At 62.4% G+C, this 23,848-nt stretch carries 29 protein-coding genes; 1 reads left to right on the top strand and 28 read right to left on the bottom strand.

Translation table 11 applies throughout. The annotated features are described in order from the left end of the window. The 11 genes from flgL to flgB form a co-directional block, all read right to left on the bottom strand. Positions 1 to 912 (bottom strand): flagellar hook-associated protein FlgL, encoded by a 912-nt coding sequence (flgL, locus tag K0F85_RS17470; protein WP_219117231.1) that lies wholly within the window; start codon positions 910 to 912, stop codon positions 1 to 3. Positions 913 to 922: 10 nt separating this feature from the next. Then, the gene (gene flgK, locus K0F85_RS17465) at positions 923 to 2,284 is read right to left on the bottom strand and encodes a flagellar hook-associated protein FlgK (protein WP_219117230.1); all 1,362 of its coding nucleotides are present in this window, start codon (positions 2,282 to 2,284) and stop codon (positions 923 to 925) included. Positions 2,285 to 2,362: 78 nt separating this feature from the next. Beyond that, positions 2,363 to 2,752, bottom strand: coding sequence for a rod-binding protein (locus K0F85_RS17460; protein WP_219117229.1), 390 nt, complete (start codon positions 2,750 to 2,752; stop codon positions 2,363 to 2,365). A 24-nt stretch (positions 2,753 to 2,776) separates the two neighbouring features. Beyond that, positions 2,777 to 3,889, bottom strand: coding sequence for a flagellar basal body P-ring protein FlgI (locus K0F85_RS17455; RefSeq protein WP_219117228.1), 1,113 nt, complete (start codon positions 3,887 to 3,889; stop codon positions 2,777 to 2,779). Between the two features lie 9 nt (positions 3,890 to 3,898). After that, entirely contained in the window at positions 3,899 to 4,561 is a 663-nt protein-coding gene (gene flgH / locus K0F85_RS17450; RefSeq protein ID WP_219117227.1) for a flagellar basal body L-ring protein FlgH, read from the bottom strand. An 11-nt stretch (positions 4,562 to 4,572) separates the two neighbouring features. Beyond that, positions 4,573 to 5,361, bottom strand: coding sequence for a flagellar basal-body rod protein FlgG (gene flgG, locus K0F85_RS17445; RefSeq protein WP_167389655.1), 789 nt, complete (start codon positions 5,359 to 5,361; stop codon positions 4,573 to 4,575). Between the two features lie 32 nt (positions 5,362 to 5,393). After that, entirely contained in the window at positions 5,394 to 6,122 is a 729-nt protein-coding gene (locus K0F85_RS17440) for a flagellar basal body rod protein FlgF (RefSeq protein WP_219117226.1), read from the bottom strand. Positions 6,123 to 6,148: 26 nt separating this feature from the next. After that, a complete protein-coding gene (locus K0F85_RS17435; RefSeq protein WP_219117225.1) occupies positions 6,149 to 7,327 on the bottom strand; it encodes a flagellar hook protein FlgE in 1,179 nt (392 codons plus the stop codon). Positions 7,328 to 7,385: 58 nt separating this feature from the next. After that, positions 7,386 to 8,039, bottom strand: a complete 654-nt coding sequence (locus K0F85_RS17430; protein ID WP_219117224.1) for a flagellar hook capping FlgD N-terminal domain-containing protein — start codon at positions 8,037 to 8,039, stop codon at positions 7,386 to 7,388. Between the two features lie 3 nt (positions 8,040 to 8,042). Continuing rightward, on the bottom strand, positions 8,043 to 8,459 hold the full coding sequence (gene flgC / locus K0F85_RS17425; RefSeq protein ID WP_010397423.1) for a flagellar basal body rod protein FlgC: 417 nt from the start codon (positions 8,457 to 8,459) through the stop codon (positions 8,043 to 8,045). 8 nt (positions 8,460 to 8,467) lie between these two features. Then, positions 8,468 to 8,830 (bottom strand): flagellar basal body rod protein FlgB, encoded by a 363-nt coding sequence (gene flgB, locus K0F85_RS17420; RefSeq protein ID WP_034758109.1) that lies wholly within the window; start codon positions 8,828 to 8,830, stop codon positions 8,468 to 8,470. 254 nt (positions 8,831 to 9,084) lie between these two features. On the opposite strand from flgB, the gene flgA reads away from it, so the two are divergent. Beyond that, complete coding sequence (gene flgA, locus K0F85_RS17415; RefSeq protein ID WP_219117223.1) at positions 9,085 to 9,732, top strand: flagellar basal body P-ring formation chaperone FlgA; 648 nt, start codon at positions 9,085 to 9,087, stop codon at positions 9,730 to 9,732. Between the two features lie 7 nt (positions 9,733 to 9,739). Here flgA and K0F85_RS17410 read toward each other — a convergent pair whose 3' ends face one another. The 17 genes from K0F85_RS17410 to K0F85_RS17330 all read right to left on the bottom strand — a co-directional run bounded on the left by K0F85_RS17410 (position 9,740) and on the right by K0F85_RS17330 (position 23,380). Then, entirely contained in the window at positions 9,740 to 10,492 is a 753-nt protein-coding gene (locus K0F85_RS17410) for a glycoside hydrolase family 73 protein (protein WP_219117222.1), read from the bottom strand. Continuing rightward, the gene (flgN, locus tag K0F85_RS17405; protein ID WP_219117221.1) at positions 10,479 to 10,919 is read right to left on the bottom strand and encodes a flagellar export chaperone FlgN; all 441 of its coding nucleotides are present in this window, start codon (positions 10,917 to 10,919) and stop codon (positions 10,479 to 10,481) included. Before flgN ends, K0F85_RS17410 begins: the two co-directional genes overlap by 14 nt. Further along, entirely contained in the window at positions 10,916 to 11,239 is a 324-nt protein-coding gene (flgM, locus tag K0F85_RS17400; protein ID WP_374198730.1) for a flagellar biosynthesis anti-sigma factor FlgM, read from the bottom strand. The genes flgN and flgM overlap by 4 nt, the downstream gene beginning before the upstream one ends. Further along, positions 11,223 to 12,284 carry a flagellar motor protein MotB gene (locus K0F85_RS17395; protein ID WP_219117220.1) on the bottom strand — a complete coding sequence of 354 codons (1,062 nt, stop codon included), beginning with the start codon at positions 12,282 to 12,284 and terminating at the stop codon, positions 11,223 to 11,225. The genes flgM and K0F85_RS17395 overlap by 17 nt, the downstream gene beginning before the upstream one ends. Beyond that, positions 12,211 to 13,125 (bottom strand): flagellar motor stator protein MotA, encoded by a 915-nt coding sequence (motA, locus tag K0F85_RS17390; protein WP_034757817.1) that lies wholly within the window; start codon positions 13,123 to 13,125, stop codon positions 12,211 to 12,213. The genes K0F85_RS17395 and motA overlap by 74 nt, the downstream gene beginning before the upstream one ends. Before the next feature lie 56 nt (positions 13,126 to 13,181). After that, a complete protein-coding gene (locus K0F85_RS17385) occupies positions 13,182 to 13,925 on the bottom strand; it encodes a FliA/WhiG family RNA polymerase sigma factor (protein ID WP_219117267.1) in 744 nt (247 codons plus the stop codon). A gap of 33 nt (positions 13,926 to 13,958) precedes the next feature. Continuing rightward, positions 13,959 to 14,435: a flagellar basal body-associated FliL family protein gene (locus tag K0F85_RS17380; RefSeq protein WP_219117219.1), complete on the bottom strand. Its 477-nt coding sequence runs from the start codon at positions 14,433 to 14,435 to the stop codon at positions 13,959 to 13,961. Then, entirely contained in the window at positions 14,435 to 15,547 is a 1,113-nt protein-coding gene (locus tag K0F85_RS17375) for a flagellar hook-length control protein FliK (protein WP_219117218.1), read from the bottom strand. The genes K0F85_RS17380 and K0F85_RS17375 overlap by 1 nt, the downstream gene beginning before the upstream one ends. Continuing rightward, a complete protein-coding gene (locus K0F85_RS17370) occupies positions 15,544 to 15,822 on the bottom strand; it encodes a hypothetical protein (protein WP_257572844.1) in 279 nt (92 codons plus the stop codon). The genes K0F85_RS17375 and K0F85_RS17370 overlap by 4 nt, the downstream gene beginning before the upstream one ends. Positions 15,823 to 15,853: 31 nt before the next feature. Beyond that, a complete protein-coding gene (gene fliS / locus K0F85_RS17365) occupies positions 15,854 to 16,243 on the bottom strand; it encodes a flagellar export chaperone FliS (RefSeq protein ID WP_070219791.1) in 390 nt (129 codons plus the stop codon). 51 nt (positions 16,244 to 16,294) lie between these two features. Beyond that, complete coding sequence (fliD, locus tag K0F85_RS17360) at positions 16,295 to 17,704, bottom strand: flagellar filament capping protein FliD (protein WP_219117216.1); 1,410 nt, start codon at positions 17,702 to 17,704, stop codon at positions 16,295 to 16,297. A gap of 89 nt (positions 17,705 to 17,793) precedes the next feature. After that, entirely contained in the window at positions 17,794 to 18,231 is a 438-nt protein-coding gene (locus tag K0F85_RS17355) for a flagellar export protein FliJ (RefSeq protein ID WP_219117215.1), read from the bottom strand. An 8-nt stretch (positions 18,232 to 18,239) separates the two neighbouring features. After that, positions 18,240 to 19,550: a flagellar protein export ATPase FliI gene (fliI, locus tag K0F85_RS17350; protein WP_219117214.1), complete on the bottom strand. Its 1,311-nt coding sequence runs from the start codon at positions 19,548 to 19,550 to the stop codon at positions 18,240 to 18,242. Further along, on the bottom strand, positions 19,547 to 20,236 hold the full coding sequence (fliH, locus tag K0F85_RS17345; protein ID WP_219117213.1) for a flagellar assembly protein FliH: 690 nt from the start codon (positions 20,234 to 20,236) through the stop codon (positions 19,547 to 19,549). The genes fliI and fliH overlap by 4 nt, the downstream gene beginning before the upstream one ends. Beyond that, on the bottom strand, positions 20,233 to 21,273 hold the full coding sequence (locus K0F85_RS17340) for a flagellar motor switch protein FliG (RefSeq protein WP_035818015.1): 1,041 nt from the start codon (positions 21,271 to 21,273) through the stop codon (positions 20,233 to 20,235). Before K0F85_RS17340 ends, fliH begins: the two co-directional genes overlap by 4 nt. Continuing rightward, the gene (gene fliF, locus K0F85_RS17335; RefSeq protein ID WP_219117212.1) at positions 21,251 to 22,981 is read right to left on the bottom strand and encodes a flagellar basal-body MS-ring/collar protein FliF; all 1,731 of its coding nucleotides are present in this window, start codon (positions 22,979 to 22,981) and stop codon (positions 21,251 to 21,253) included. Before fliF ends, K0F85_RS17340 begins: the two co-directional genes overlap by 23 nt. A gap of 60 nt (positions 22,982 to 23,041) precedes the next feature. Next, positions 23,042 to 23,380 carry a flagellar hook-basal body complex protein FliE gene (locus K0F85_RS17330; protein WP_096235044.1) on the bottom strand — a complete coding sequence of 113 codons (339 nt, stop codon included), beginning with the start codon at positions 23,378 to 23,380 and terminating at the stop codon, positions 23,042 to 23,044. Between the last annotated feature and the right edge of the window lie 468 nt (positions 23,381 to 23,848).

The following is a 23,848-nucleotide window of genomic DNA, read 5'->3' as shown; positions in this document are numbered from 1 at the left end:
TCAGAGAAGATCAAACAGGGAAATGGTGCCAACCTTGGCGTATGCCTTGTAGGTTGCCTGCAGGGCCGTCTGGTAGCCGTTCAGGTCGATGGCGGCCGCGCCCATGTCGGTCTTCTTCAGATCCGACAAGGCCATGTCGTTCGACAGCGAGACGTTGGCCAGATTGCCTGACAAGGTGGATAGAATGTTTTGCGCGCCGCCAAAGATGGCGATCTTGCCGGAGAGTAAATCCATGCCATCATCGGTGCCATCGAGCGCGGCACCCACCACGCTGCGCACGGCCGGATCGTTCGGGCTGACGCCGGGCTTGCCCAGCGTTTCGATGGCCTGGTCGATCTTGTTCAGCCACACTTCCAGGTTCTTCACGTCGACGTTGGCCGCCTGCGTCACGCCATTGCCCACGACCACGGTTTGCGTGGCGGTGTTGCCGTTATAGCTGTAGCGCAAGCCGGCGTTCGCAGCGGAATTGAACGCGATGGCCGGCTTGTCGGTATCCGTGCCGGAAAACATGTAACGGCCTTCCTGGTCCTTGAGGTTGGCCGTGTACAGCACGCTGTCGCGCATGGCGGTCAGCGATTGCGTCATTGCATTCAGGTCGTCCGGCGCATTGCCGCCGTCGGCAGCCCACACCAGCAGGTCGCGCGCCTGGCCCATGTCGGTGACCATGCTCGACAGGTAGTTTTCGTTTTTCAGCAGGCGCACTTTCACCGTGGCGATATTGTCCTGGTACTGGGTCACCATGGCTTGCTCGCGCGTCAGGCGCGAAATGCGCACATTGCCGATCGGATCGTCCGATGGCAACTGGATGCGCAAGCCCGAAGCCATCTGCTGGGTCAGGTAATTGATGCGTTCCTGATTTTGCTGAAGAGAAATATTAATCAGCGCTTGGTACTGGCTGCTGGCGACACGCATGCTCTTCTCCTTAACCCATCATTTGCAAAGTGGCATCAAACAAGCTGTTCGCCACGGAAATGACTTTCATGTTTGCCTGATACATATTCTGGAATTCCACCAGGTTCATGGCTTCCTCGTCCTTGTTCACGCCGCTGGTGGACTTCCAGTCATCGATGGCTTGCGCGCGCACCGTATTGGCCGTCTTCAGCAAAGACTGGTTCTGCTGGCTGTAGATGCCGAGCTTGCCGACGAGCTGCGTGTCGGCATCGCTCAGCAGGACCGAGCCGACCCAGTTGACGCTAATCGGTTCATTCTTGATGTCGATCAATTTTTGCAAGTTGCCGCTGTCGCCAGCGGCGCCCGTCAGCGACAGGGCCAGGTCCCTGGCGTTGAAGCCGGGAGTAATGCTCAGCTTGCCATTCGCGTAAGCCAGCAGGGGGCCGCCGGCAGTGCCGGTCATGGTTTTCCCCAGTGCCAGCTGCGCGTTGACCTTGCTGGTTAATTGCGTGGCCATGTCTTGCAGCGACTGCTGCAGCGGTTTCAGGGTATTTTGCTCGAATTCCCCCAGGCCACCCATCTGGCCGCCGATGGCCACCGGATCGAGGGTGTACGAGGATTTGGCGAAATCGAGGCTCAGGGTCTGCTCGCCGGTCTTCGTCATGCTGCTGCTCAGGCTACCGGCCAGGCTGCCGATCACCAGCGGCTGGCCCGATTTCAGCGACACATTGCGCGAGCCGTCCGGCTGGTCGAGCACTTCGATGCCCATTTGCGACGCCAGGCCATCGATCAGCTGGTCGCGCGCATCCATCAGCGACGACACATTCGTGCCCGAGGCGGTGGAAGTGCTGATGCGCTGGTTCAGCGCGGCGATATTGGCCAGCGTGGTATTGGCTTGCGGTACGATCGCCGCGCGTTGTTGTTGCAGCGACAGCAACTGGTTGCCCATGACGGTGCTGATGCTGTTGAAGCGCTGCGCCATGGCGTCGGCGGAAGTGACGATCTGCTGGCGCAGCGGCGTCGAGGTCGGGTCGACGGCCGAGGCATTAAGGGCGGCGAAAAAGCCGTCGATGCCGTTGCTGATGCTGGAAGCATCGTCGCCCATCACGCGCTCGAGCTGTGTCAGGTAAGGCTGGGTCTGCGAACGGGCGCCCTGGTCGGATGCGGCGCGCCACATTTGCTGGCTCTTGTAGGCATCGGCAAAGCGCAACAGGGCGGACACTTCCACGCCATTGCCGGCCGAGCGCACGCCTACGCCGGCGCCAAGCGAGGACAACAGCACGCCTTGACGGGTATAGCCCGTCGTTTGCAGGTTGGCGATGTTCTGGCTGGCCGCATTGAGTGCGGCCTGGGCGGCGATGCTGCCTGACAATGCATTGCTGATGATGCTCATTGGGCAAGTTTCTTTCGTGAGAGTGGCGCGTGCGGGTGGGCAGGCATTGAATCGTTGTTACCTGGTACAGGCGACGCTTCAGACGGATTTATTAAGCGGCGCTGCAATATTGTCTGTCGTGGCAGCGCTTTTGGCTGCCACGGGGGCGCCGGCTGCCGGCAGCAGCTGGCGCAGGATGGCGTCGGCGATGCCGAAGGCGCGCTGGCCGGCCATCTTGTCGGCCACCAGGTTGTCGGCCATTTCCAGCATGTCGCTGTTGATCGGGTCCTTGAAGACACTGTCCTCGCCCGCCATCTCGCGCGTGCCCGAACGCATCTGGCGCAGCATGTGCGAGATGAAGAAGGCCTCGAACTTGACGGCCGCCTCGGTGGCCTTGGCCGCATAGCGGGGATTGGCCGGGGCGGCTGCGGCGGGGCTCTTGTCGTCGAGCGCCGAAGGCAGGGCGCTGCTGCTGTCGTTTACATTCATTTCCACTCAGCTTTCAGTGCCACGTTAGATTACCACCAGTTCGCCTTCGATGGCCCCAGCCTGGTCGAGGGCTTGCAGAATTGCCATGATGTCGTCGGGCGAAGCGCCCAGGCTGTTGACCACGTCGATGATCGATTGCAGCTTGGCGCCGGCCGGCCATTTGAACATATTGCCGTTGCCCTGGTCGACGGACACCTTCGACTGCGGCGTGACGGTAGTCTGGCCGCGGCCGAACGGCGCCGGCTGGCTGACGGCCGAACTTTCGGAAATGATCACTTTCAGCGAGCCGTGCGTGATGGCGGCCGCCTTCACGCGCAAGCCCTCGGCGATGACTACGGTGCCGGTGCGCGAATTGAACACCACTTTCGGTGTGTCGATGCCGACATCGACGGTCAGCGCTTCGAGCTTGGCCATGAAGGCCACGCGCTGGGTCGGGTTTTCCGGCGCCAGCACTTCCACGCTGGTGGCGTCGCGCGTGGTGGCGACGGCGCCGAAGCGGCGGTTGACGGCTTCGACGATATTGATGGCCGTCTCGAAATGCGGGTGGCGCAAGTTCAGGGTGACGGTCGGCTTGGTGGAGAAATCGCTGAGAATCTCGCGCTCGATGTTGGCGCCGTTGGGAATGCGGCCCGAGGTGGGCGTGTTGACGGTGACGGATGAGCCGCTCTTGCCGGTGGCGTTCAAGCCGCCGACGACCACGTTGCCTTGCGCCAGCGCATACGTTTCATTGTCGGCCGCGCGCAGTTGCGTCAGCAGCAAGGTGCCTCCGCGCAAGCTTTTCGCATCGCCCAGCGAGGATACTGTGACGTCGATGGCCTGGCCACGGCGGTATCCTGGTGGAAACACGGCGCTGACCATGACGGTGGCGACGTTCTTGCTTTTTGCTTCGGCGCCGTCCGGCATCTTCACGCCGAACTGCTTGAGCATGTTGACGACGGACTGGCTGGAGAATTTCACCTGGGTGGTGTCGCCGCTGCCGTTCAGGCCCACGACGAGGCCATAGCCGACGAGCGGATTGTCGCGCACGCCCTCGATGCTGACCAGGTTGCGCAGCACTTGCGCGGCGCTGGCGGGCAGGGCAAAGCCGGAGAGCACGGCCAGCATGGCTGCCAGGGGCAGGGCGGAGCGGAATTTCATGTTGTCACCTTAAAACGGCATCCACGGGCCGACGAAGAAGCGCGTCAGCCAGCCTGGTGTATTGGCTTCGGCCAGGGTGCCCTGGCCGGAATAAGCGATCTGTGCATTGGCGATGCGCAAGGACGAGACCTGGTTGTTGGAATCGATGTCGGCCGCGCGCAGGTAGCCGCGCAGGCGCACGAATTCCAGGCCCTGGTTCAGGGTCAGCGTCTTCTCGCCCTGCACGCGCAGCAAGCCGTTCGGCAGCACTTCCTGCACGATCACGGTGATGGCGCCGGACAGCGCATTTTGCTGCGTGCTGGTCGAGTCGCCGGCGAAGTTGCGGTCAGCCGACAGGTCGACACCCGTCTTCGGGAAGGTCTTGCCCAGAATGTTGGCAGCCTTCACGCCGACGGAGGAACCCTTGTTGAACGAGGTGCCCGCCTTCTTGCTCGCCTGCGTGGTTTCCTGCAGGGCCACCGTGACGACGTCGCCCACGCGGAAGGCGCGGCTGTCGGAGATCAGGTCCAGGCCCGCGTCGGGATTGAACACGCCGCCGCCCACGCCGCCGCGCGCAGCGCTGCGCGGCGCCACGGGCAGCGGCGTATCGGAAAAGCTGGGCGCCACGGGCGCGGCTGGCTGGCTGGCGCAACCGGCCATCAACACCAGCAGCAAGGCCGCCGTGGCTTTCATGGCGACTGTCATCAGCGTGCCGCTTGCGCCAGGTATTGCAGCATATTGTCGGCGGCCGACAGCACCTTGGTATTCATTTCATAGGTGCGCTGGGCAGCGATCATATCGACCATCTCTTCGACCACCTGCACGTTCGAGCCTTCCAGCGCAAACTGTTTCAGCTTGCCCAGTGCGCCTTCGCCGGGACGGCCTTCCGTCGGCGTGCCGCTCGATGCCGTTTCCTGGAACAGGTTTTCACCGAGTGCCAGCAGGCCCGTCGGGTTGATAAAGCTGGAGAGGTTCAGTTGGCCCAGCTGGGTGCCGTTGACATTGCCCGGTACGGTGGCCGTGACCATGCCGTTTTCGCCGATGGTGATCGCCGTGGCATTGTTTGGCACGGTAATCTGCGGCACCAGCGGCAAGCCCTGGGCGTTGACCATCACGCCGTTTTCATTGATGCCCAGCTGGCCGGCGCGCGTGTAGGCCGCTTCGCCATTCGGGCGCAGCACTTGCAGGAAACCGTTGCCGGTGATGGCGACGTCGAATTCGCGGCTCGTCGTTTGCAGGCTGCCGGTGGTAAACACCTTTTGCGTGCCCACCATGTGGGTACCGTTACCCAGCTGCACGCCCGAGGGCGAGAGGGTGTTGTCGGCGCGCTGTGTGCCCGGTTGCTGCTCGACCTGGTAAAACAGGTCCTCGAAGACGACGCGGTCGCGCTTGAAACCAACGGTATTGACGTTGGCCAGATTATTGGCGATGGCTTGCAGTTTGGCATCTTGTGCCTGCACGCCGGTCTTGCTGATCCACATTGCTGGATTCATCGTTTACTCCTGGTAATTGGTTGGCGTTGGGCTTAAGCGCCCAGCAGGCGGTTGCCGGATTCCGTCATGGAATCGCTGGCCTTGAATACTTTCATCTGCATCTCGAAACTGCGGTTCAGGCTCATGGTGGCGACCATTTCCTCGACGGCAGAGACGTTGCTGCCTTCCAGGTGGCGATCGCGCAGGCGCACCGTCGGATCGGCCTGCAAGTCTTCGCCGCCGCGCGCCACGATCAGGCCCGCCTCGTTCTTGGTCAGTTCGCCAGCTTCGGCGTTGACCAGCTTGAGCTTGTCGACCGTCTGCATTTGCGCCGTACCCGGCACCTGGATGGAAATCGTGCCATCGGCGCCGATAGCCAGGCTGGTGTGTTCGGGAATCGTGATGGGACCGCCTTCGCCCAGCACAGGCCGGCCGTTGATGGTCAGCGCGCCTGTTTCATCAAGGTCCATGGCGCCGGCGCGCGTGTAGGCTTCGCCGTTTTGCCACTGTACCGCGAGAAAACCGTTGCCCGTGACGGCCACGTCCAGTTCGCGCCCTGTTTCCTTGATGGGGCCCGTGCGCGTGCCGATCGCGCTCGACTGCGTTTGCGTCATGTGGCGGTCGTCGTAGCCATAGCCGTTCTGTAACGGCTGGGCAGTGGACACTTCCAGGTTGGCGCGAAAGCCGCCCGTCTCGATATTGGCCAGGTTGTTGGCGTGTACCTGCTGTGCCCGCAGGGCACGGTCGGCCCCGCTCATGGCGGTATAAATCAGCGCATCCATTGCTCTTTACCTTTGCGTATCGTGGATTACAGCGCTTGCATCAGCGATTGCAGCATGGCGTTCTCGGTCGAGATGACCTTCGAATTGGCCTGGTAATTGCGCTGCGACGTCATCAGGCCCACCAGTTCGGAGGTGATGTCGACGTTCGACTGTTCCAGCGAGCTCGTCACCAGTTTGCCGGCCATGCCGACGCCCGGGCGGTCATACATGGCGGTGCCGGAAGTGGTCGAGGCGACCCAGCTGGTATCGTTGACGGCAGTCAACGCGCCTTCGTCGGGGAAGGTGGCCAGGGCGATCACGCCGATGCTTTGCTTTTGGCCATTCGTGTATTTTGCCACGACGGAACCGTCAGCGGCCAGTTCCACGCCTGTGTAGGTACCCGAGGCATAGCCGTCGGCGCGGTCGGTCGAGGTGGTCGCTTCGCCGGCGAACTGGGTGGTGCCCGTGTAGTCGATGGCAACCGACATGGCAGCGGCGCCCGGCGGCGTGGGCAGGTTAGGCGTGGCAGACGTGCCGGTGATCAGCTTGCCCGAGGTATCGAAGGTCATGCTCGTCACCGGCGTCACATCGGTGTTGTCGAAGGTGTAGTGCACATCCACGCCCGTCGCCGTCTTGACGAAGTACTGGCCCAGCGAATGCTTGGCGCCCAGCGAATCGTAGACGATCGAAGACTTGCCGCTGTTGTAGCTCAGTTCATTGGTCTTGTCGAAAGCCGGGGTTTTCACGGTCCATTCGGACGACAGGTTGGCGGCATACGCCAGCTTGGTCGACGCCACGGCGGGAATCTGGCCCGTCGGAATGAGCATGTCGCCCATGGTACCCAGGGTGGTGCTGCCCTTGACGGCGGCATAGCCCTGCACCAGCCGGCCGTTCGAGTCGATCAGTTTGCCGTCGCTGCTGGCCGAGAAGATGCCGACGCGGCTGTAGCTCATGGTGTTTTGCGCATCGCGGGCGACGAAATAGCCGCGGCCGTCAATGGCTGCGTCGAGCGCGCGGCCCGTGTTCAGCACGCCGCCATTGAGCGACATGCTTTGCGTGAGCGAGCCGATTTCCGTACCCGTGGCGCGCGAACCGGCATACATGGCCGAAAAGTTGGCGCGGCTGCTCTTGAAGCCGTAGGTGCCGGCATTGGCGATATTGTTACTGGTGCTGTTCAACTGTTGGTTGATGGACTGGATACCGGACAGGGCGATGTCGAAACTCATGTTGACTTCCTTTAGTGAAGGACGAGATTAGTGTGCAGGAAACGAAGGGAAGGGCGGATCAGGCCGTCTTACCGTTAAAGCCGGTGATCGCGCCAGGGTTGACTTCGCCCAGGTTCGACACGCTCAGTATCATGCTGCCGCCGGACGACAGGCGCACGCTGTTGAGCTTGCCTGCGATGTCGACCGATGGCTTTTCCGTGCCACCGGTGGTAACCGTCATGCTATAGGTGCCAGCAGGCATGCCCAGTGCAACAGGGTCAATGGTGAAGGGCACGGTGCCGGCTCCCTTGGCGCCCAGTTCGATCTTGTATTCCTTGTCGTCCGCGCCTTTCAGGGTCACGGTGGTCTTGGTGGTGCCGGCAGCCAGCGCGATGCTGCCGCTGACCTTGCTCTTGTCGAGTTGCACCGTTTCGCTGTTGACCATCACTTCGGAACCGACTTGCGCGCCCAGGGCCAGCACTTGCATCGATTGCAGCACGCTGGCATTGGCGCTGGTCAGCGCCGACAGGTTTTGCATCGCTTCCGTCTGCGCCTGCTGCGTCAATTGATTGACGAACTGGCTAGGATCGGTTGGCGCGAGGGGATCCTGGTTCTTGATCTGCGCGACCAGCAACTTGGTGAACATATCCTGGGTGGCAGTGCCTTGCGACTTGACGGCATTGTTGTTGCTGCCGCTGCCGCTGGTGTTATTTGTAAAGAGATTGGTTTCCATGGATTATGCTTCACCTAATTTGAGGAGCGACTGCTGCATCGACTTGATGCGGCCCAGAACTTCGACATTGGTTTCAAACGCGCGCGACGCCGACATCATGTCGGTCATCTCGGCAACCTGGTTGACGTTAGGGTAGAACACCATGCCATCGGCATTGGCCATCGGGTGGCCCGGTTCATACACCTTGCGCAGCGGTTCGTCGCTTTGCACCACGTCGAGTACCTGTACTCTTCCACCGGCACCGCTGGAACCGGGGCCGTCCATCACGGCCGCAAACACGGGTTTGCGCGCGCGATAGGTTTCGCCTTCGGAACCGGCAACGGAATCGGCATTGGCCAGGTTGCTGGCGATGGTATTGAGGCGCACGGTTTGCGCCGCCATCGCCGAACCGGCGATCTTGGAAATATCCTGGAAGCTCATGCTGATCCTTATTGTCCGGAAATGGCCTTGGACAGACCCTTCAGTTTCATGTTGACGAAAGTGAGGCTGGTCTGGAAATCGGTGGCATTTTGCGAGAATGCCGCCTGCTCCACGCCAATTTCAACGGTGTTGCCGTCGCGGCTTGGGTGATAGGGTACGCGGTACAGGGCGCTGGCATCGTCGTCGGTCGACAGCAGGCCGGCCTCGTTGTCCTGCAACTGCTGCAGGGCGCTGCCAAAGTCCATGTCCATGGCCTGGAAGCCGGGCGTGTTTTCATTGGCGATGTTGGCGGCCAGTACGCGTGTACGGTCGGCACGCAGCGCGAGTGCATCGGCGTGCACGCCCAGCGCATCCTTGAAATTAATCCCCATGGTCATCCTTTGTATTGAATTCGATCGTGCTTTTCGCGGTTCTGAGCAGAAAATAGGTGGTGCAGAGCTAAAATCCCAGCCTGGTCGTGTTGACGCATGGTAAGGTCATGCCGCTTCAGTATCTTTGATTAAGGTTAGCGATGATTTACTTTGAGAACTATTCCGTGATGTGGAACAAGGCGCAATGTCGTCACATACTGCTTCCGAGCCTATTTTTACTGACCAGCCTATATAGTAGTGCAGGACGCGCAGAATTGCCAGCCGACAATATATTTTCGCGTGTGGAACAACTGGCGCGCGAGCAATTGGCACAGCAGGCAGCCTCGGCGGGATTGCTGGAACCGCAGTTTCAAGTGACTGTGGTAAAAAGCACGCGCCCCGTGCCGGCGTGCGCGGTGCCCGTCGCGCTGGAGACGGCGGACAGCCGTTCGGCGCAGCGCATGCGCTTTGTGGCAGTGTGTCCTGGAAGCAACGGTTGGCGTTATGAAATGCTGGCACGCGGCAATATCACGGCCCGGGTGGCCGTCACCACCGCACCGGTGACAGCCAATACGCCGTTGCAGGCAGACGACGTGACCCTGGCGCGGCGCGACGTGACGATGGTGCCCGACAGTATTGCTTCCTTGCCCGGCGCCGTAGGCCTGTCGAGCCGGCGCAGCTTGCGTAGCGGCGAGGTGCTGCGGCAAGGGCAGCTGGCGTCGCCCGTGCTGATCAAGCGGGGCGGTGCAGTCAATATCGTGGCGCGCAAGGAACAGGTGGAAGTGAGCATGGCCGGTGTCGCGATGGATCCGGGTGCGCTGGGCGAAGTGATTCGTGTACGCAACGCCACCAGCGGCACGGTGATACGTGCCAGGGTGGTCGATGCGGGCGTGGTGGAACCGGCTGACATTGCCGGCCGTTAAGGAAAGATCAGTCTGCGGCGGCCGTGCGCTGCAAGCGCGTCGCCAGCTGCGTCAGCTTGGCGGCGTAGTTCGGGTCGGTGGCATAGCCGCCACGCGCCAGACCTTGCGCGAAGGCGCCTGCATCGGCACCCGTGTTCAGGGCGGCGCGGTAGCGTGGGTTGTCGAGCAACACTTGCGCATAGTCGCGGAAGGCGCTGGCCTGATCAGGGTAGCTGCGGAAGCGCTCGGTTTTCTTCAAGGCCGTGCCGCTGCCCGCCTCGTACTCGGTGGTCAGGTTGCTGGCCACTTCACCTTGCCATTTGCCGCCAGCCTTGATGCCGAACAGATTATTCGTGTCCGCGCCCGTGCCCTGGCGCAGTGGACGCTGGCCCCAGCCCGATTCCAGTGCGGCGTGGGCGGCGACGATTTCCGGCGCCACGCCCAGGCGCGTCCCCGTCTCTTCCGTCCACGGCTTGATCGAGGCGAGGAATTGCTGCTGCGCTTCGCCGATCTCGCCGCCCTGGTTGATGCTGCCCAGCACATTGACGGGCTGGCTCTGCTCCAGATAGGCGCGACCTTGCGGGCTCAGGCTGGTGGCGTTGCCGCCGCCCTGCTCGATAAAGCGGGCCACTTCGCCCTGCACCTGCCGGAACACGCTGCTGAAGTTGTCGCCGGAGGCTGCGGAATCGCTTGCGCGCATATTGCTCTGCACGGCATTTGTCGGCGCCGTCGATGGCGTCGCCACCGTGGCGCGCGTGGTCAGGAAATCAGCCTGGCGCATAGGTATCTTCCTCGCCATGCAGCACGCGCTGCATGATGCTGTACTGCTCTGTTAATAAATCACTGTTGCGGGCATTCAGGCGCTTGCATTCAAGCACCATCTGCTCGAGCGCGGCCCAGTCGCGTTGGGCGGTGGCACGCGCGTCTTCTTGCAACAGCGCAAATAATTGTGACATATCGCCTTGCGGGCCGAGCAGGGCAGTGACGAGGCTGACCCGCTGGCGGCGGCGCGCATCAAGCGGCTCGACGGCGGCGATGACCTGGTCGGCCAGTGCCGTCAACTGCGTGCTCTGGTGGTGCAAGGTCGCCTGGAATTGCTCTTCCAACAAGGTTTGCAGGGCGGCATAGCCGGCGCGGTCGTCCGTCATGCCTTGCAGCACGCGGCGCACGGCTTCCTGGCGCGTGATGCCCTTGCGCGGCGCGGTCACGACTCGCCGCCGTGGAAACGCTGGATCAAGCCTGCCAGTTTCGAGGGATCGAACGGCAATTCGCCCTTGGCCAGCGCATCGCGCAGCATGGCCACGCGCTCGTGGTCGATCTCAGGCATGGCGCGCAGGGCGGCCATGGCCGGTTGCAGCACGGCCGATTGCAGTTCTGCCCCGGCCGACGAGCCACCCATGGCAGCCGCGGCGCCCGCGTACTCGGCGATGGCCTCGGCGGGCGCGACGGCGCTGCTGCGTACGGCGGCGCCGGTATTGCCGGAGGAAATTTTCATCCTTTGTCCCTTGCCCTTAATTTGCATGCTCATCGCGCTCCTTCTTTGCGGGCAGGCCCAGTTTTTCGCGCAGGCGTTGCAGCGTGCCCGAATCCGGCTCACCGACCTCCAGCTCTTCGCCTTGCGCCTTTTGCCCGGCCATGCCGAACATGGCGGCGATGCTGTCGGCCTGCCCCCGCGTCAATATTAACAGTTCGATGCGGCGATTGATGCCGGCGCTGGCATTTTTCACGTCCAGCGGCGCGCGGTCGGCCATGCCCACCACTTGCAGCACGCTGTCAGGACTCATGCTGCCGATCAACAATTGCGCGCGCGCCGACATGGCGCGGTTGGCTGACAGTGTCCAGTTCGAATAACCTTCATAGCCGGTATTGGCGTACTTCAGAGAATCCGTGTGGCCGACGATCAGCATCTGGTTATCCATTTGCGCAAACACCGGGCCCATCTGGCGCAGCAGCTTGCGGAAACGGTCGGTCGGCACGGCGCTGCCGCGCACGAACATGCCTTGCTTGTCCGTGTCGTGCAGCATGACGCGCAAGCCGTATGGCGTGATCACCGATTGCAGGTTGCTCTTCAGTCCCGCTTCATCGCTGAGCTTATCGAGCGCGCGCGACAGCGATAGCAAGTCTTCCGGCGACTGGTAGCTCACCTTGGTCTGGTTGGGCGGCGCCGAGCCGGCCTTGCCGTCCTGCGTCTGTTTGCCTTCCGTGCGCGTGTCTCCGGAGCCCTTGCGGGGCATGGGGAAGCGCTCGATGAGGCTGCCGCGCGGGCCGCCACTCTGTTCCGGCATGACGCCCTGGCCTTCGCCCTGGCGGCTGCTGGCCGACGCGTCCATCATGATTTCCTTCATCGCCTGCTGTTCGCGCGCGGCCATCAGCCACAGCACGAGGAACAGCGACAGCAGGGCCAGGCAAAAGTCGGCGAACGCTACTTTCCAGGCGCCACCATGGCCATCGTCGTCATGCTTGCGACCGGCACGCTTGATGATGGCCTGCTCATGTTTCTCATGCGGCTTTAGCACGGCGGCCTCCCCGGCCTTGGCCTTGCTCTTGTTCGGCGCCGCCATCTTCCAGCGCATTGATCCAGCTTTCCAGCTGGGCGAAGCTCGGCTTGATGTTCAGCTGCACCAGGCGGCGGCCCGCATCGATGGCCAGCAGCGGCGGCTTGCCCGCCACGTGCGTGACCAGCACGACCTTCACGCACTCCATGGTCGAACCTTCTTCGCCCACCAGTTGTTTCATCATGTTGCACATCGGATCGAGCACGCCGTAGCAAAAGAAGATGCCGATGAAGGTACCGACCATGGCGGCGCCCACTTTTTCCGAAATTTCCGCCGCATCGGCGCCGTCGGCCACGGAATTCATGGCCATCACGATGCCCAGAACGGCGGCCAGGATACCGAAGCCGGGCATGGCTTCGGCGATCTTGTGCAGGGACTTCGACGGCTGCAGCAATTCGTCGTGGATGGCTTCGAGTTCCTGCTCCAGCACGCCTTCGAGTTCATGCGCGTTGATCTTGCCCATTGCCATCAAGCGGAAGTTGTCGACGATGAAAGCGAGCAGCTTCGGCTCTTCCAGCACCAGCGGATAGCGCTGGAACAGGGCGCTTTCACGTGGCGCCTCGACGTGCGCATCGAGTGCCTTCAGGCCGCCGGCGGCCGTTTGCAGCAATTCATACATCAGCAGCAGCAACTGGCGCTGGAATTCCGAACCTTGCTTCTTGTGCGTGACAATCTTGCGCATCTGGTGCAGCATTTCACCGAGTACATGCTTGGGGTTGCCCAGCACCAGGGCGCCGACGGCGGCGCCGATGATGATGATCAACTCGACCGGTTGCCAGATCGCGTGGACGGTGCCGCCCATCAGGGCGAAGCCTCCGAATACACATCCCATCACGATTAAGATACCGATAATTACCATGTCAACTGCCTTTCTGCGTCATTGTGCTGCGTCAATTTGATTGGTGTTGCTGAAACTTATGCGTCTTGCAGCAGGGCTTTCATTTTCCCCAGCGCCGTCTTGTTCAATTGGCAGACGCGGGCATCACTCAGGTCCAGTACGGCGGCAATTTCTTTGTAGCTCAGTTCGAATTCGTAATACATCTGGATCACGCGCTGCTCGCGTTCGTCGAGCGCGCGCAGAGCTTGCTCCAGGCTGCGCCGCACCATCAATTGCTCTTCCGGGCTGGGTGCGCTGTCGGCCTGCCCCAGGCTTTCCTGCAGCACTTCGTCGAAACTGGCGATCAGCTCGGCGTTTTCCGCCAACTGGTATTCCTGGAAGGCTTCCGGCGTCAGCTTCAGCGCAGCCATGATTTCCGCTTCCAGCGGTTCGCGCCCCAGGCGCCGGGTCAGGGCGCGCACGCTGTCGCGCAGGCGGTGGCTTTCCTGGCGCACGGCGCGCGGGCGCCAGTCCTGGCGCCGCAGTTCATCGAGGATGGCGCCACGGATGCGCAGGCTGGCGTAGCTGCCGAAAGACTGGTCAGGCACGCCGTAGCGGCGCAGTGCTTCAAGCAGACCCATCAGGCCAATCTGTTCCATGTCGTCGCGGTCGATGGCGCCCGACACCTGCGAATTGAGCTGGCGCACGATGCGTTTCACCAGGGGAGAGTACGCCACCAGATGTTGTTGCTCTTCGGCAACGCTGAGCACGGCCGCGCAAGCGCTGGCGGCGGCATATTCGCCGGCGCCATACGCTTCCTGGTATTGCTCTACATAGGCCAAGGGATCTCCCACTAGGTCGGCTGGCGTGTTGGCTTATTCAATGATCAGCTTGCCGACCATGACTTCCGTGAAGGGCTTTTCCATCTGTTCGCGTTCATAGCTGACATTGAAAGCCTTGTTGATCTGTTCGGCATACTGTTCCACCGTCATGGTCTGCGCCTTGTCCATCGGAAAGCTCGACAGCGTGCTGACGGCGATCGAGCGCATCAGCGGCAAGTGGTCCTTGGTCAGCTTTTCCTTTTCCTCGGTGGTGGCGATGACCAGGTCAGCCGACAGGTAATGCGTTTCGTTGTCGCCGGGCGCGCGACGCAACATCACGATGACCTTGTCCAGGGTGAGGAACTTGCGCGCCTTCTTGCCCGTGGCGGGCGGTGGCGGGGCTTTCGCTTCGGCAGCGTCGGCATGGCCGGCGACCGGCTTGGCCAGGTACCACATGGCGCCGCCAGCCGCGCCGGCGGCCAGCACGGCCACGGCGATAAAGCCGCCTATCAGTTTCATTTTCATATTCATCAGGCAGTTTCTCGCTCATGCATGGCGTAAGTGGTGGCGGCAGCGCTGCCGTCGGACAGCGCGCGGCCGGGCTCTGCTTCATCCTGCTGGCGGCCAGGTTGACGCTGGCCGCGCGCGTCGCCTTCGGCAAACGCCTGGGCGGCGGGGCTGCGCGGGGTGGCGCTGATATTCACGGCCACATCGGTGTACTGGCGCTGCGCCAGGTCGCTGCGCATGTTTTCGCCGATGCCTTGCAGCTGGCGCAACACTTCCGAGTTCGACGCCGTGACGTTCACTTGCAGCGCGCCAGCCGTGTGGCGGATGGAAATTTCAATGCGACCCAGCATGGGCGGGTCTAGGCGTATCGTCGCGTGTTCGCTGTTGCGGCCGATCTGCGTCTGCAGGCGTTCCCCTAGCGCTTCGCGCAGCGGTTCCTGCCATTGCTGGGCAGGGCCGTTGAGCTTGATGGTGTCGCCGGCTGGCGCCGCCGTGGCGGTATTCCCGATCGCACCTGTCAAGCCCAGGTTGGGCGTGGCTGGGGCTGGCGTCGCGGCGCCGCGTTCGCCTTCGCGCGTGGCAGGGGCGACGACGGCTGTCGCCGGAGCGCCTTGCTGCAGCAGTGCTTCGAACGGTTTTGCCTGGGCGATGCCTTTGGCGAGCGTCGCCGGATTGGCGGCAGCCAGCGGTTCGCGCGTATCGCGCCCTGGCGCCGTTGCCGGCGCACTCAGGGTGACGGCCGCAGGATGCAGGCTGATGTTGAGTGCCGGGTTGGCTTGGGCAGGTGTCTGCGCTTGCGCCTGGGCGGCGGCGCGCGCCTCGGCTGCCGCCGCGTCCGTTGGCGGCAGCATCGTCACCGGCATGCCGAGGACGGGGGCGGCCATGGCTGGCAGGCCGCTGTCGGTCTGTTTGTCGCTGTCGCTGTCGCCGTCTTTGGCGGGCGCGGGGGTGCCGGCATCGGTCGACTCCACGGCTGGCACATCGAGCAGCTGCGCAAACAGGGGCAGGGCGGAGAGAGCGGAGCCATTGCTGCCATAGCCTGGCGTGCCGGGCAAGGCGGTCGTCTGCGCCGATGCTGGCGCCGCATTGGAGGGCGCTGCCGGAGCGGCCGGTGCCGTGTTGAAGTTCATGATCATGCTTGATACCCTTCAGTGTCGTATTCGCCGAGCGCGGCGTAGGCGACCCAACCTTCCTTGTTTGCCTGTAATGCACCCAGGTGTAAGCCCAGGCGCTCTTTTTCCTCAGAGCAAATTTTAACCGCTTGCGCGTGAATTTTGCGCAATTGCAACAATTCTGTTTTTTCCGGCACAGTCCATGCGCCACGTTCGGCCAGCAGCGGAATATTCTTCGCCAGGCTGGCCGAGAGCTCTCCCATCGCTTCCCAGTCCTGCTGCACCATCGCCTCGCTCAATTGCCGGCTCAGCTGCTGCAGCGCAGCGCGCCTAGGCATTGTTGGCCTGCACGCCCACCCAGCCGCGCTTGATCGTCGTCATCAAGGTCGTCACTTCATCGATGAGGGTCGGGTCGAGCTTGATGCCGGCTGTGTACAGACGCGCCACGCAGTAGTCATACAGGCGCGCCAGGTTGACGACCACTTCGCCGCCATTGTCGAAATCGAGCGAGCTCGATAACCCGTTGATGATTTGCGTGCATTTATCCAGGCTGATGGCCTTTTGCTCGTAGCGCTTGCCCACGATATGCCCGCGCGCGCGCGCCAGTTCTTCCAGCAGGCCGTCCGTCAGCACCAGTACCAGCTCGACCGGTGTTGCGCGGGCGGTCTGGGCATCCAGGTTGACGGCGTGGTAGTTGCCGTAAGCTTCATTGTTTAACATTATTGTATTCTCGCTATGTTAACGTGGGGCGGCGCGGCAGGCGCATCCGCCTTAGGATTTATTGTTGCTGAACATGGCGTCGAACATATCGGACGTCTTGCTCATTTTTTCCTGCATGACTTGCAGGCGCGAATATTGATCGAGGAAACGTTTGTAGGCCGTGTCATATTGGGCCGTGAGGCGCTCGCCGCTCTTGGCCAGGCTTTTCTGCAGCTTCTCCGTGGCTGCCTGACGCTGGACGATCTGGCCCTTGGTGATATTGCTCCACTGGCCCAGTACTTTGTCCAGCCCACCGAGCACGCCGGCAGGGGCGGACAGGCTGTTGTTGCCAAAGAGCTTGTCGAGGCCAGTCGGGTTGTCGGCCAGTTTGGCCGTCAGCTTGGCGGTGTTCAGGCTGATTGTGCCGTCGCGCTGGGCCGTAATGCCGTAGGACACGAGCGATACGCCATTGACGTTCAGGCGCAGGGCGTCGCCCATGCTGCTGCGCAAGGCATTCAGGCCAGAATCGTGGGCGAAGATGCCCGCGGCAATACCCTTTTGCGGGTTGCCGGGGCTGGCCAGGCCATCCATCAGGGTTTTCAGTTTGTTGTAGGCATCGACGAACGCTTGCACGTTGGCGGCGGTGCCGCTGCTGTCCGTGGCGACAGTCAGCGTCACGGGCGCTTCGGCTGCACTCATGGCACGGGTGAATGTGATTTTCACATCCTGCACGTTGGTGAAGGTATTCGACGCTTGCGTGATGGCCGTACCGCCGGGTTTGCCGCCCAGCCAGACGATGGCGTCGTCAGCCTTGACGACTTCCTTGATGTTGGCCGGAGCGATCAGCGCGCCTTTCAGCGCGATATTGTTGACACCGCTGGCGTCGAGCGTGGCGGCGTTTGCAATGCCCGTCGCATTCGACGTCAGGACCATTTGTGCAGTGCCGTCGATGGTGACGATGGACGCGGTTACGCGCGAATTGTTCTTGCTGTTGCCATTGATGGCGGCAGCGATTTCCTGTGGTGTCAGTGTGCCGTTGCCATCCTTGTCGGCGGCTGCCAGATCGATGTCGAGCGTGTTGTCGCCCACGCCATCGCCAATTTTGACTTTCAGCGTACCCGTGCCATCAGCGGTATTGACGCCGCTCAGGCCGCCATAGGACATCTGGCTGGCCGTGGCCAGTTTTTCAACAAAAAAGGAATAGGTACCCGGCGTTGCATTGATGCCGGCCGTGGCAGAGCCGTAGCCAGCGGCCGGGAAGGTGGCGGACTGGCTCAGCACCGATTTGCTGCTACTCATGGACGACATGGCGCTCTGGAAGGCCGAGATGGCCGATTTCAGGTTACCCAGCGCGGTGCTGGTGTTAGTGGCCAGTGTGTTCTTCGCCTGCAGGGCTGCCTTTTGCGCAGCGACAGACTTGGTCGCCAGATTTTCTGCCGTTGGGATCGGATCGTATTGCGGTGCGGTAATTACGCTTGCCATGCCAGACTCCTGAATAAAGGGATATACCGGTACAAGGCGACCCCTATTCCCGTTTCGTGAAGTTTTCCTGAAAGAAACTTACACAAACCTCATTTTACCTGCCCGCGGAACCAGAATTGCGTCGCCAGCTCGTCTTGCCGCTTGGTATCTACACGTTGTTGCTCATTTGCAACATGCTTTTGTTTTTGCGTCAGCACCTGGTCCAGCACCTCGCGCTTGGCCCAGGCCGTATTCAGGGCGCGCTGCGAGACAGCCATGTTGGCCTCGTGCAAGTGCAGGTCTGTACGGTGCTGGTCTGCCATCTGCATGACCGCCTGCTTGAAGTTGCCGCAGTTGACAGAAAGGGCCAGGGGCAGGGCACCGCTGGGGCCACTGTCCGTGTACAGGCCCGTCAGGCGTTCCAGGTTTTTCTGGTAGCGCTCGCGCACGGCAGTGTGCGCCGCCATTTCGCCTTGCAGGCGCTCCACTTCGGTGCTGCGCAGGCCGACCAGGGTGGTCAGGTTGCGGATGGTATGCGCGTCGCTCACGTATGCTCCTAGGCCATGATCTGTTCAAGTTGGGCGATGCACGGCCCCATCGGCGCCTCTTCCTTGGTGCCCTGGCACAGGAAGGCTTCGATGGGTGTGTGCAATTGCACGGCACGGTCGGTAATCGGGTCGGCGCCGGGCACGTAGGCGCCCAGCGGGATCAGGTCGCGCACGCGCGCATGGCGCGCCATCGAGGCCTTCAGTGCGCGCGCCGCCTGCATGTGTTCGGGGGTGATCACCTGCGCCATGCAGCGGCTGATCGAGGCGGCAATGTCGATGGCGGGGTAGTGGCCCCGCTCGGCCAGTTCGCGCGTGAGCACGATATGGCCGTCAAGAATCGCCCGCGCCGTGTCGACCACGGGGTCTTGCTGGTCGTCGCCTTCGGCCAGCACCGTGTAGATGGCACTCATGCTGCCGTCAAGGTGGGCGCCATTGCCGGCGCTTTCCACCAGTTGTGGCAGGTTCGAAAACACGGATGGCGGATAGCCGCGCGTGGCCGGCGGCTCGCCCAGGGCCAGCGCCACTTCGCGCAAGGCCATGGCATAGCGCGTCAGCGAGTCGACCAGCAGCAGCACGTGCTTGCCCTGGTCGCGGTAGTGGGCGGCAATCGAATGGCACAGTTCGGTGGCCATGATGCGCATCAAGGGCGACTCGTCGGCCGGCGCGATCACCAGCACGGCCTTTTTCAAGCCTTCGGCGCCCAGCGACTTTTCGACGAATTCGCGCACTTCGCGGCCCCGCTCGCCGATCAGGCCGACGACGACGACATCGGCCACCGTCTGGCGCGTGATCAGGCCCAGCAGCACGCTTTTTCCTACGCCGGAACCGGCCATCAGCCCCACGCGCTGGCCCTTGCCCAGGGTCAGCATGCTGTTGATGGCGCGCACGCCCACGTCCAGCGGCTCGATCACCGGTTGTTTCTTCAGGGGATTGATTTTCGGCGGCGTGACTTCCAGGATGTGTTCGCCACCGAGGCGGCCCAGGTCATCAATCGGTTCGCCCAGGCCATTCACCATGCGGCCCAGCCACGACGGGCCGATTTGCAGGCTGGCCTTGTCGGGCAGGGGCAGCACGCGCGCGCCCGTGGTCAGGCCCGTGGCTTTCTTGAACGGCATCAGGTAAGAGAGTTTTTCGCGGAAGCCGACGACTTGCGCATCGAGCCACTCGCCGCTCACAGTTTCGATTTGACAACGCTGGCCCGTATGCAGACGGCAGCCGGCGCTTTCCAGCAGCAGGCCGGAAGCGCCGACCAGGCGGCCGGTCGGCGTCGCGACCGGAATATCGCCGATCTCGAAGCTGCGCAGCGTGTCGGCGATCATGCAGGCGTGCCCTGGTCCGCGTGTTCGGCGGCCAGCGCCAGGTGGCTGCTGACCTGTTCCATGCAGGCCGACAGGCGCTGATGGCAACCCGCGTCGACTTCATTGTCGCCCGCCTTGATGCGGCATTCGCCTGCGTCGAGGCGCGCGTCGGCGATCAGGTTCCAGCGCTTGGCGCGCTTCGGATCGAGTTCGCTGATGCGTTTCAATTCTTCCGGATTGAGGAAGACGTCGATTTCTTCGCGCGTGGGCGGCATCGAGGCCAGTGTCTCGTCGACCAGGGCCAGCAGTTGCACCGGTTGCAGCGCCAGTTCGGCGCGGATCACCTGGCGCGCCACCTTGGCCACCAGGTCGACCACTTCCTTGCGCTGCGCTTCGCGGTAATCGGCGCGCACTTTTTTCAGGTCGCGCAAGATGGCGTCGACAGGGCGCGCCAGGCGGTCCAGCGCCACCAGGGTCTCATTGCGGCCTTCTTCGCGGCCCTGCACGATGCCATCGCTGCGCCCGGAGTCGTAGCCGTCCTGCTGGCCTTGCACCAGGCCCACTTCGTAGCCGTCGCGCTGACCCTGCTCGAAACCTTCCGAGACGGACGCCTGCCACTGGCCGTCCGTATCCTCGTTGGAGGCGCGCTGGCCGGCGGCGATGAATTGCGACAGGGGGGGGAAACGATACGAGCGGAAGTGTTTCATTCGATCACCGCTTCAGCAAACAGTTGCACTTCGATCTCGCCCGCATCGGCGAGGCCCTTGACGGTCGCCATGATTTCCTGGCGCGTCTGTTCGATACGGGAGAGTGGCACGGGGCCGGAACGGCGCATCATGTCTTCGAAGCTCTGTGCCTGGCGGCGCGGCATGGTCTTCAGCACGGCGTCGCGTATTGACGGTTCCGCACCCTTCAGGGCGATGGCCCACTGTTCCATCGGCACGTCTTCCAGGATGCGCGTGAGCGTGACATCGCTCTGCGTGGCCAGGATCAGGAAGTCGTACATGCTCAGTTCGATTTCCGAGACGACGTCCGGGTCGTGCGCGCGCAGCAGTTCGACCAGCGCGGCGCGGTTGCCCGGCATGCGGTTGAGGATTTCGGCGGCCTGGCGGATGCCTTCCACGCTGGTGCTTTGCGTGTCGAGCGTGCCCAGGCAGCGGCCCACCAGTTCGTCGAGCTCGACCAGCAGGTCGCGGTCGATCTCGTCCAGGCGCGCCAGGTTCAGCAAGACCAGGTCTCGTCCTTCGACGGGCAGGGCATCGAGGATCTGGCCGGCCAGCGCGGGCGGCAAAAAGGCCAGGAACACGGCTTGCATCTGCACGTGCTCGTTGACGATGTATTCGGCCAGCCACTTTGGCGAGGCCCACTGCAGGCGCGCCATCTTGGGGCGGATGGCGTCGCCGTAAATGTTGTTCAGCACGCTATTCGCGATATCGCTGCCCAGCGCCATGTCCAGCGAGCGCTTCAGGTAGCTGCGCGAGGCGCCGTGCACGCCGCTTTGCTGGCGGTAGTCGTCGAAGAAGGTCTGCATGGCCGTTTTCACGGATTCGACCTTGATGCCGCTCATGCGCGACATCACTTGCGTGACTTCCAGCAATTCTTCACGCGACAGGCAGCGCAGCACGTTGGCAGCCTGCTCCTCGCCGATGCTCAGCAGCACGATGGCGGCCTGTTCCACGGGATTCAGGCTGACGCTTTCGTACTCGGCGCCGTCGGAGGGATTATTGTTGTTGAGTTCGGCCATTTTTCTGCATCCATTGTTTGACGACTTCGGCGACACGCTCGGGTTCTTTTTCAGCCAGCACTTTCAGGTGATCGACCATCACGTCGACCGCCGAGCCTGGTGGCGGCAAGTCATAGTTTTCCAGCAGGGGCACGACCGGCATGTTGCCTGCGCTGGTCTCGCCTTCCAGCGCCAGTGCGGCGCCATTCAGGCCCAGCGCTGGCGCGCCGGCAGCGGCCACGCCATTGGCGCCGGCGGCGTTGCTGCCGCCCAATGCCAGGGCAGGATCGAGCTGTTTCAACGGCGGCGGCGCCAAACGCGTGGTCAGCAGGCGCAGCAGCGGACGCAGGATCAGGAAGTAGCCGAGCACGGCGCCCAGGGCGTACAGCAGCCAGCCGCTGAAATCGACGACGGTATCGCGTTCTTCCCACCACTGCGCCACGGGCGGCTTGGCAGGGAAGGCCAGCGCCGTCAGGCTCAGGCTGTCGCCGCGCTGGGCGTTGATGCCCAGGCCGCTGCTCAGCATTTTTTCGATATTGCCCAGTTCGGCAGGGGTCCAGCCAGTTTTTGGATTCGGTGCGGCGGCGCTGTTGAGGACGACGGCAACGCTGAGTTTTTCCAGGCGGCCACGGCTACGCTTGATCTGCGTGATGCTGCGGTCGTAGGCGTACTGACGCGTGGTGGCGTTCTTGCGGGCCGTGCCGTCGTCGGAAGGCTTGGGCGCGCCATCGGCAGGCGCGGCGCCATTGGCATCGGCCGGTGCCGGCACGGCGGCCGCTGGCGGACGGTTCGACAGGCTGCCCGGGATGCCGGCCACGGTGCGGTTGCGTTCCTGCTCTTCACGCATCGCTTCGCTCGTCACTTTCGGGGCTTCGCCGTATTTTTCCAGCGTTTCGTCCACGCGGTCGTTGTTCACGGCGGCCGTCACGCTGAGCTTGAAGTTGTCTTCGCCGATGACAGGACCCAGGAGGCCCGTGATGTTGCGGCGGATCTCATCCTGGAAACGTTTCGCGCCTTCATTGCTGGCAGCCGAGGCATCGAAGCCGTCCGTCAGGTCGATGTGCGAAGACAGCAGGTTGCCGCCCTGATCGACCAGGCTCACGCGCGTTGGCGCCAGGCTGGCGACGCTGCCGGCCACCATGTTGATGACGGCGGCGATCTGCTCCGGCGCCAGGGTGCGGCCCGGTTTCAAGGCCACCACCACGGAGGCGGACGATTTGTCGCCGTCGCTGGCGACAAACGAAGTCGACTTGGCAATCGACAGATGGACGCGCGCCGAAGCGATCGCGTCCATCGTCATGATGCTTTGCGCCAGCTCGCCTTCCAGGCCGCGGCGGAAGCGCACGTCCTGCACGAACTGGGACACGCCCAGCGGGTCATTCTTGTCCATCAGCTCCAGACCGGCCGGCAGTTGCGCCGTCACACCCTTCGAGGCGAGCAGCATGCGCACCTTGCCCAGCATGGCGTCGGGCACCAGCACCTGGCCGCTGTCCGGATGCAAACGGTAGGGAATGTGCTCGGCGTCCAGGGTGGCCATCATGTCCGTCACGGCCACTTTTTCGCGCGCGCCAAACACCGGCTTGTAGCTGGCCTGGTCGCGCCATGCATACATGGTCACCATGGCGGTGATGCCGATGGCCAGCACGACGATGGGAACCAGGTTTTTCAGCAGGGCGGGCGGAATGGCGGGCTGGGCGCCAGGGCGCCAGCGCGCAAATGCGGACTTCATGGTGGTAATCACTTGGGGTAACTTTCGCTGGGAGGCTGGGCGTGGATCAGGACGTGAAGATTACAGAGGCAGTTTGATGAGTTCGTCGACGGCGCCCATGACCTTGTTGCGCACTTGCATCAACATGGAAAAGGACAGGCTTGCTTCCTGGCTGGCCAGCATGGCGCCGACCATGTCGTCGCTCTTGCCGCTGTCGACGTCGCTCATTTTTTGTGCGGCCATGCGGTCGTCGCCATTGACCTTGCCGATGGCGTCTTTCATGCTTTGCGCAAAAGAAAAACCGGATTGTTCCGGTGCGCCGAACTGGGCGGCGGGCGCGATGCTGGCGCCCAGGGCGTGCGCGTCATTGCTCAGTGCTGCCAGATCGGCCTTGATCAGACCTGCGAGTTCGTTGCTCATCGTACCCTCTACTTTCAATATGCGGTGACGTATCAATCAGAAATTACTGGTGTTGCCATCCCGGCAGGCATTCCATCGAATGCCATCTTGTCCGGCCCGATTTACAAGGCCCATCAGTTTTATCAGTTGCCACACCACCCGCTTGAGCAGATTCAAACAAACCCGGCAGACTCGCGCCGATATGATTTACATGGCCATGACAACTAATAATTATCTGATAAAAGTTTCTTCTGGTGGCAATAAACGGAACTGGAAACTGCCATAAAAACCGGAATCAGGTAAGCGGAATGGCGCACTGCAAATCACTATTTCATCGCTATAAGCTTACCTCGCAGCAACTATAAAGTAAAGAGAGAATTGCCTCAAGGAATATTGATACATGGCAATATTTGGCTTTTTCATGTATTGTTCAGCACCGTAGTCATCCAGCATGCGATACGATACGCAATCGTTTGCTTGCGCACTTGT

This window comes from Janthinobacterium sp. UMAB-56, assembly GCF_900095265.1.
In the GTDB taxonomy this organism is placed as follows: domain Bacteria; phylum Pseudomonadota; class Gammaproteobacteria; order Burkholderiales; family Burkholderiaceae_D; genus Janthinobacterium.
The sequence above is the reverse complement of the archived record's forward strand: the minus strand, read 5'-3'. Positions and strand labels throughout refer to the sequence as shown.